The following is an 8,606-nucleotide window of genomic DNA, read 5'->3' on the forward strand; positions in this document are numbered from 1 at the left end:
TTACCGTACGTAGGTTCGAACCCTACCCTCTCCACCATCAGAAAATGTCATCAGGCGCTTCCCAAATAATATGATTAAAAAATAAAAGCAACTTTGGTTCGAAGCCAGACGAACGCGCGCGATAGCAGCGATAAGCGACCAGGATGGGAGCGAAAGTGCGTCTGGCCGGCCCTGAAAGAATTGATACGATGTCAATGATGGAAGGGCGAACCCTACCCTCTCCACCAATCTTCGCTTCACCACGAGCTAAGCAGAAGCGTTAGCGCAGACTGTCACGGCGTAGATACGTCTCTCGGTTTCACCTTGGCAAGCCATAAAATATTCAACCGAATTTTTTGATTAACAAAGATATATAGCGACTCGGGTTAAAAAGTCGATGATCGTCGAGTAAGTGTGAGGAAAAGCGAATTACCTAACCCAGAAAATAATTTCCGGGAAACGTGCGTAGATGATTTTTGTTTTTTGAAATTCAGTGAGGTTCTTTCCCTTCAAAAACATGTCAGAAAATTTTTGAATCTTTTGTTTTAAAACTTCAGGGACCGCGTCCCAGTTAATATTCCATAAGGATTCGGAACCGATACTTTCATTTTTTACAGAATATTCCATAATGTAACCTTCACCGGGTTTCAGGTTGATAACATGTTTGCTGGATAAAAGGATCAGTTCGTGTTGAGGAGCAACCGTATAAACACCTCTGTCTGATGTTTGATAGGTATAAGCCGTAGCCGCACAAAAACGCATATCGTCGCGCAAAGCGGACAGAGTTAATTTCAGGTTACTTATCTTGTCCAGCACGGTAATTGTAGCCCGGTCAAAACATTTTATGTCCCCGTTTAAGGGCAACTGTTCATTTTCAATCAGGTAGTTATCACCTTCGTACCAATCCAGTGCTGTAGGAAAAGCAATTGTCGGATTCATGAATACATCCAGGTTTGACCTGTTCCAAACCTCTACTCTGACAAACTCTGACATAGGATCAATCTTCTTGATAACTTCAATATGTTTTTGCTGATAAAGCGCGCGCTTTACAAATGTCAAAGTGCGTTTCCCGTTTATAAAATCCAGATAACGCTCTGATGTGAGCCATTTAAAATCACCGAAGAATCCTTCCTGATAATTCAGGATAGGATTTTCAAATGTATTGGGCGGTAATATCCAGATTTGCTCCCAGGCAATCGGGAAGGGGTTCATCATTTCTTCTTCATTATCAAAATCTTCCAGGTCCTCAGGGTAGGTCTTGCGGATTACATCCATTCGCTCGACATTTTCCAGATCCAGCGCGATAACAAAAGGATGTGCACTGGTTGTACCCTGAGATTTTTCTACCAGAGCAAAATTTTCTATATCTTGTCTGCCATTTAAAAAATTTTTGATAATGGAGTTATAACCTTCTCTATGTCTGGAAAAACCCGCCACCAGATTATGGAAATTTTTGTCATTAAAAGTAAAGATGGTATCTCCTCTTTCATCAAGAATTTTGGTATTATCTTTTACCTTGATATAGGTCCAGCAAATATTGTATTCTTCATCCTGATAAGCCAGATCCTTTTCTATATATTCCAGGTCGGCATATTTTAAAGTTAGAACAACCGCCAACTGCATGGCGATATGCAGCCTGAAAAATAAAATGGATGTTCCACCGAAATAACCTATAAAATTGGGACAGCTGGATCGATTTTTGTTCCAAATATGCAACAGATTACCCAGCAGGCTGCTGTCATCATTAAGATGACGATGAATATCCAGCAGACTGTTTTCTTTGATTATTTCCTGGTAAAGCAATTGAGCCAGCAGATAATTTAAACGAATTTCCGGATATTTGGATAACTGACCTTCCTGCCAGCCTATAGGATTAATGATAAACTCTCTGTACCAGAGGATTTCCATTTCGGTTATTTTTAATTGCTTCATCTGCTCAACAGTCAGGTTCAAAATATCATGCACGCTGTTGAGGTTGTTCTTAATAAACAGCAGGGTGAGCTCCCTCCATTTTTCCACATCCATCGGATTATTATTCCAGATAATTGAAAATTCTTTATATGAACTTGGTTTAATTTTATTAATAAACTGAAAATTGGGTGTATAGTCCAATAAAGGCTTCATTTGATAGGGATTAAAAATATTTTCCGACTGCCTGATATACCAGTAAAAATGACGATTATGTTCAAAAGCAAATTGATAGGTACCCTTCCAGCTACCGTTTTTTTCCAGGTCATCAATAAAAAAAACAAACAACGGCTCAAATTGTTCCAATTTTTCTCTGGCTTCAAGATAAAATCGGTTAATATTTATTTTCAAGGTTTCTATATCAATAGCCTTTATATTTTCCTTCATGTTCAGTTCATAATAGTTTCTAATATAATGTTCGTATTCACTGATAAACCAGTTAACCATTTGTATTGTGGACTCATTCCAGTGTTCATTCATTAAACTAAAGAAATAGGAATTCACCTGTTCTGGATTGGCCTGAGGCATTATGGCCCTTAAATGATTAGAACCTACAAATACTCGCAATGAAGGATAATCTGGGCTACTCCAACCGGTGAACAAGTTGCCCTTCCAGTTCTTATGCAATGAATGTTCTATTACATTTTCGTCAACGATTATGCTTAGATAGGGAAATTGCTGCAATACACTAAAATTATGATAAACTTTTTCAAGAATAGAAGCTGTCTTTTTTTCAAAAAATCTTTCAGGTATCCATACCAAAGGAGCTACAGCGTTTTGACCGAATAGTCTTATTACTTTTTCAAAATAACTAATGATCGCGGCAGCGGAAAATTCTTCGGAATCAGGACCGATAAAAGCTTCATCCAAAATTCCTCCGGCTATTTTAACATGCCCTGTTCTGGCTAAATTCTGGATCCTGGTCAATAAATCTGTTCTTCTATATGCAAATTCATCGAGGTTTGCATCAGCGAAATGTAAATAAATAATGGAGTTTTTTTGCTTTTCCGGTGTCCTTACATACAATTCCTCAAGCTCATTTAAAACCGGCTCCAAAGTCAGTTTATTTTTCTCATCAAATTGTATGCGGCCCTGCATACTCTCATTCTGTCTAGGCTGGCAATAGTGATGAAACTGCAAGTGATTGATCTGTATCTTTTTTTCAAACAGGTGATAAACCTGCTGGGACAAAACTCTCTGGATGTCCAGCATATTGTCATTTGCGGGCGTTGATAATAATTTTTCGGCGGTCCCCAGCGAGAACCAGCTAATCTCCCCCATAGCCATATGGCCATTATAACAAAATGTTTATTCTTTGGCCAAGGACATTTAAGGTATTCTAATCTTTACGATTAGCTTCGTATTGCTGGATTTTGCGGCTTATAGTCTCCATAACCACTGCCTTATTCATAAGCGGATAACGGTTAAGTAGGATATCAAATTTTATTTTGTTAAATTTAAAAAGCACCATATCTGTTTTTGCTATTACTGTGGCCGTACTTTTATCTACCCCAACCAGGGACATTTCCCCCAATATATCTCCACGTTCTACGATATTCAGATGCTGGCCTTCTTTATAAATGTCCGCAATTCCGTCCGCGATAAAAAAAATATTATCGTTATGCTTTCCTTCAGTAAAAAGCTTGATACCGGGTTTGATATTGGTGAGAACTGCACTATCAAAAACGTCGTAGAATTGCTCATCATTTAAATGGAACCGCGGCATTATTACATGCTTAATTCCATCTAAAAGCTCTTTTTTGTCTTTCATGTCTATTTCTTAATTTCAAATAAATCCTTTAAGAAATTTTCATACAGTGAAGTTAAATTATTCAAATTAACTTTATAATATACATTTCGGCCCTGTTTTCTGGAATCGAGAATACCTACACTTTTTAAATAATTCAAATGATGAGATGTTGTAGACTGCTCCATAAAAAAGTTTTTTTCTATATCACTGGCACAAAGTTCTCCCTCTTTATACAACTTTAAAATAATATCCAGCCTCTCTTCATTGGCTAGCGATCTGAAAATTTTTATATACTCTTGTTTTTTATCCACAACCATTCTCCTTTTCTAAATTTTATTAACTATTTAATTATCTCTATTTTTAAATAATCTTGCAACATGGAAGGTACCTTAATTGTTCCATCAGGTTGCTGATAGTTTTCCATAATAGCAGCCACAGTCCTGCCAATAGCTAGTCCTGAGCCGTTAAGCGTATGAATGTGTTCCACTTTTTTGTCTTGTGTGCGATAACGTATCTTCGCTCTTCTGGCCTGAAAATCCAGAAAATTACTACAGGAGGAAATTTCCCGATAGGTTTCGGCTGACGGAAACCATACTTCAAGGTCATAGGTTTTACTGGAAGAAAAACCCAAATCACTGCTGCATAACTGTATGCGTCGGTAGGGAAGATCCAAAAGCTCCAGAATGCGTTCTGCATCCCCTGTCAAAACCTCCAGCATCTCCGCACTTTTTTCAGGTTTGCTATACATGACCAGCTCAACCTTATTAAATTGATGCTGACGAATAAGCCCGGTTATATCTTTGCCATAGCTGCCGGCTTCGCGTCGGAAACAGGGGGAAAAAGAAACAAATTTTTTAGGCAGTTCGGCTTCTTCCAGAATTTCATCCCGGTAAATATTGGTAACCGAGACCTCAGCAGTGGGAATAAGGTAAAGACCATCTCGTTCACATTTATAAAGCTCCTCCTCAAACTTGGGCAACTGACCGGTACCGGTCATGGTTTCGGCACTGACCAGATATGGGGTCAAAACCTCCTGATAACCCCTGCGACCATGGGTTTCCAACATAAAATTGACCAGGGCCCTTTCCAGCTTGGCACCCCACCCCTTATAAACCGTAAAACGGCTACCGGACAATTTGGCGCCTCTCTGAAAGTCCAAAATATCCAGTTCCTTGCCCAGCTCATCATGTCCTTTAGGTTTAAAGGTGAAAGATTTCGGCTGACCGTATTTTTTAACTTCCACATTGTTTTTTTCACTATCACCAACCGGAGTGTCAGCACTGATTATATTGGGTAAATACAAGGCTTTGCCGTTCAACTTTTCTTCCAGCTCTTTAACTTTTTCATCATTCTCTTTTATAGCCTCTGACAATGTTTTCATTTTTTGCAGCATTGTCTGGTCGGGTTTGCCTTGCGGTTTAAATTGATTACGCTCGGCCTTTAAATTCTCTGTCTTTTGCAAAACATCACGATATTCTTTATCTATAGACAACCATTCGTCCAAAATATCCAGGCCATAATTTCTCTTTTGCAAACAATCTTTAACAAAATCTGTATTTTCACGAATAAATTTTGGTGCTAACATTCGCTCACAACCTCATATACTCCCAGAATTTTAAAAAAAGTCGTTTTCTTCCTGATATTATCCAGGGCTTCTCTAACTTCATTTTGTAATAAATGCCCCTGAAAATCAAGAAAAAACAAATAAGTGCCTAGATAATCCTTGGTGGGGCGGCTTTCAATTTTGGTCAGGTTGATATTACGCTGGGCAAACTCTTGAAGAATGCGATATAAACCTCCGGGCACATCACGGTCTGTGGCAAAAACAATGGATACTTTTGTACCCTTTTCTAAAAGCGGTTTGTTGTCAATTATCAAAAACCTGGTCTGGTTATTATTGATATCACTGATATTACTTTGTAGTACAGCCAGACCTAATTGCTTCAGATTATAATCGCTGCCGATAGCCGCTATGGTTTTATCTTTTTTTTCAGCCACAAGTTGCGTTGCTGCTGCAGTGCTCTGCGTATATTCAATATTGGCTCCAGGTAGTGCTGTTTTCAGAAACTTACGGCACTGGGCAATTGGCTGGGCCAGAGAAACAACTGTTTTTATATCCTTCAATTTTGTTCCGGGAAGGCCAATCAGGTTATGGTGAATATTCATATCCAGCTCGCCTATGATGCTGATTTTATTGCTCTTGGCCAAAAAATCCAATGTTTCGTTTATTGAGCCTTCAACCAGGTTTTCTACAGGAACAATCGCCTGATCGTTCTTGTTTTCCTCAATGCTGATCAAAACATCATCGATGGTCGGCAGATAAACAACATCAGCTTTCTCTTTTTTTAGCGCAAGATAAAGCCTGGCAGCCTGATCGCTGAAAGTACCGGCTGGGCCCAGACAAGCAAAGCGAATAGACAATTTATTCTCCTTTTTACTTCAAAAACTAAAGTTTATATACCGCTTTTTCATCCGCTGACAGCTCTGTAATCTTGATTTCCTCTTCGGTATATTTTTCTTCAAATAAATGTATATCTATCTTTGATTCCGTCAGCATCTGCACAGCCAATTCATCAGGATAATATCCCTTAAAAACTATACGTTTAATGCCAGCATTAATAATCATTTTGGCGCAGATTACGCAAGGCATATAAGTGCTGTATAATGTACCACCGTCAATATTCGCACCATTTCTGGCAGCCTGAATAATGGCATTCTGTTCGGCGTGCAAACCTCTGCATAATTCATGGTGTGTACCTGACGGTATTTCCAACTGTTCACGCAGACAGCCAACTTCAGCCGCATGCCTCATGCCTCGCGGAGCGCCGTTATAACCGGTTGCCAGTATCTGTTCGTTTTTCACAATCACGGCCCCAACCTGACGTTTTATACATGTCGCGCGTGTGGCAACCACATCAGCTATGTTCATAAAATATGTATCCCAGGCAGGTCGTTTCAGAATTCTTTTTTTAGCAGTAACCATATAAATCAACCTAACTCCTTATATAAGGGAAACCTGGAGCAAAGAGAACCGACTCCGGCCTTTACATCGGCCTTCACATTTTCAGCGCCTTTGGATTTTAAAATTTTACCCATCAGCTCTCCAATAATTTTCATCTCAGGTTCTTTCATCCCCCTGGTGGTCATAGCAGGTGTACCCACTCTGATCCCGGAAGTGATAGCCGCTGTTTCCGTATCAAAAGGTAATAAATTTTTATTAACCGTTATACCTACTTCATCCAGCATGGTTTCGGCATCCTTGCCGGTTACAAACAAAGGAGGCACATTAGTTTTTACCAGAGCCAAATGATTATCCGTACCGCCGGTAAGAATTTCAGCGCCTTCACCGGCCAGTGTCTGAGCCAGAGTTTGAGCATTCTTAACAACTTGCTGCTGGTAAATTTTAAATTCGTCGGTCATGGCTTCTTTTAAAGCCACAGCCTTGGCGGCAATTATATGCATCAAAGGGCCGCCCTGAATACCTGGGAAAACAGCTTTATCCAGAGCTTTGGCGTATTCTTCTCTGGCCAATATCAAGCCGCCTCTAGGGCCCCTTAAAGTTTTATGGGTTGTAGTGGTAACAATATCACAATAGGGCACAGGGTTCGGGTGAAGTCCTGCCGCTACAAGCCCGGCAATATGAGCCATATCCACAAAGAGCATGGCTTTTATTTCTCTGGCTATTTCCGAAAGCAGCTTGAAATCTATAATCCTGGGATAAGCACTGGCTCCGGCCACAATCATTTTGGGTTTATGCTCAACTGCCAAATCTCTTAATTTGTCATAGTCTATTGTACAATCGCTTTGTTTTACTCCATAAGGAATAAAATTAAAATATTTGCCGGACAAATTAACCTTGGAACCATGGGTCAGGTGGCCGCCTTCCTTGAGGTTCATACCCAGCACTATATCACCTGGTTCCAGAAAAGCGAAATAGACGGCAGTATTGGCCTGTGCTCCGGAATGAGGCTGCACGTTGGCGTACTCTGCCCCAAAAATCTTCTTGGCCCTTTCAATGGCAAGGCTTTCAGCTATATCAACATATTCGCAACCGCCATAATATCTCCTGCCTGGATAACCTTCAGCATATTTATTTGTTAGCACACTGCCGGCAGCTTCCATTACAGCCAGGCTGGTAAAATTCTCAGAAGCGATAAGCTCCAGTTTGTTGCGCTGACGGCCGAGTTCTTTATCAATGGCCTGGGCTATTTCAGGGTCTGATTTTCTTAGTTGAACGAGATAATCCATTTTGCTCTCCTTTACTATTCTAATGAAAAAATCCTTGTGGAATTATATATAACATAATTTTTCAATATTCTATCTTATTTTGAGGAAAAACAAAACGAAAATCTTTCTCAAGTTCCCCCGGCGGGGGAGACGTAAACCGGGGGAACTGCATCAAAAAAGAGGGGGTTATTTTACTTTAACTTCGATCTCTTTAGGCTTCTGTTTCTCGGACTTAGGTATAGTAATTTCCAATAATCCATTTTTAATTTCTGCGTCTATTTTATCTGCCTCAACACCATCGGGCAGCGTAAAACTTCTTTCAAATTTCCCGTAACTCAATTCCTGAAACAGATAATTTTTCTTTTCTACTTTTTTTTCGTCTTTCTTTTCACCGCTGATTGTCAATATATTGTTATTTACAGTCAACTTTGCGTCTTCTTTTTTAAGACCTGGTGCCTCAATACTGATAAGATATTTGTCCTTATCTTCTAAAACGTCTGCTTTAGGGGTCAAAATTCTTTCCAAATCTCTTTCCTTTCTTACGTCAAATAATGAATCAAAAAACCTCGATAAACCTCTATCCATAATGTCCAGATCTGTATAGGGCTGATACTTAATTAGTGACATATAAACCATCTCCTTCCTTTCTCTATTTAAAATTTTTTTGCAGCGCTGCTTTTTT

8 protein-coding genes are annotated in these 8,606 nt (G+C 39.5%); all 8 read right to left on the reverse strand.

The genetic code is table 11. The features are described 5' to 3' along the window. Positions 1–408 precede the first annotated feature (408 nt). The gene (locus tag PHV30_11180) at positions 409–3,228 is read right to left on the reverse strand and encodes a hypothetical protein (protein MDD5457575.1); all 2,820 of its coding nucleotides are present in this window, start codon (positions 3,226–3,228) and stop codon (positions 409–411) included. Between the two features lie 58 nt (positions 3,229–3,286). After that, on the reverse strand, positions 3,287–3,718 hold the full coding sequence (locus PHV30_11185) for a cyclic nucleotide-binding domain-containing protein (protein ID MDD5457576.1): 432 nt from the start codon (positions 3,716–3,718) through the stop codon (positions 3,287–3,289). 2 nt (positions 3,719–3,720) lie between these two features. After that, a complete protein-coding gene (locus tag PHV30_11190) occupies positions 3,721–4,008 on the reverse strand; it encodes a metalloregulator ArsR/SmtB family transcription factor (protein ID MDD5457577.1) in 288 nt (95 codons plus the stop codon). A gap of 29 nt (positions 4,009–4,037) precedes the next feature. Then, positions 4,038–5,282: a serine--tRNA ligase gene (serS, locus tag PHV30_11195; GenBank protein MDD5457578.1), complete on the reverse strand. Its 1,245-nt coding sequence runs from the start codon at positions 5,280–5,282 to the stop codon at positions 4,038–4,040. Beyond that, positions 5,276–6,118: a prephenate dehydratase gene (gene pheA / locus PHV30_11200; protein ID MDD5457579.1), complete on the reverse strand. Its 843-nt coding sequence runs from the start codon at positions 6,116–6,118 to the stop codon at positions 5,276–5,278. The genes serS and pheA overlap by 7 nt, the downstream gene beginning before the upstream one ends. A gap of 25 nt (positions 6,119–6,143) precedes the next feature. Continuing rightward, positions 6,144–6,680 carry a cytidine/deoxycytidylate deaminase family protein gene (locus tag PHV30_11205; GenBank protein ID MDD5457580.1) on the reverse strand — a complete coding sequence of 179 codons (537 nt, stop codon included), beginning with the start codon at positions 6,678–6,680 and terminating at the stop codon, positions 6,144–6,146. Positions 6,681–6,685: 5 nt separating this feature from the next. Then, positions 6,686–7,945 (reverse strand): serine hydroxymethyltransferase, encoded by a 1,260-nt coding sequence (locus PHV30_11210; protein MDD5457581.1) that lies wholly within the window; start codon positions 7,943–7,945, stop codon positions 6,686–6,688. 165 nt (positions 7,946–8,110) lie between these two features. Then, a partial coding sequence (locus tag PHV30_11215) for an Hsp20/alpha crystallin family protein (GenBank protein MDD5457582.1) occupies positions 8,111–8,606 on the reverse strand: 496 nt, incomplete at its 5' end.

The organism is Candidatus Margulisiibacteriota bacterium, assembly GCA_028715625.1.
Classification (GTDB): Bacteria; Margulisbacteria; Riflemargulisbacteria; order GWF2-35-9; family GWF2-35-9; genus JAQURL01.

Coding starts and splice junctions, on each gene's coding strand:
- PHV30_11210 (MDD5457581.1), bottom strand. CDS start 7,945: ATGGATTATCTCGTTCAACTAAGAAAATCAGACCCTGAAATAGCCCAG.
- PHV30_11185 (MDD5457576.1), bottom strand. CDS start 3,718: ATGAAAGACAAAAAAGAGCTTTTAGATGGAATTAAGCATGTAATAATG.
- PHV30_11205 (MDD5457580.1), bottom strand. CDS start 6,680: ATGGTTACTGCTAAAAAAAGAATTCTGAAACGACCTGCCTGGGATACA.
- serS (MDD5457578.1), bottom strand. CDS start 5,282: ATGTTAGCACCAAAATTTATTCGTGAAAATACAGATTTTGTTAAAGAT.
- PHV30_11180 (MDD5457575.1), bottom strand. CDS start 3,228: ATGGGGGAGATTAGCTGGTTCTCGCTGGGGACCGCCGAAAAATTATTA.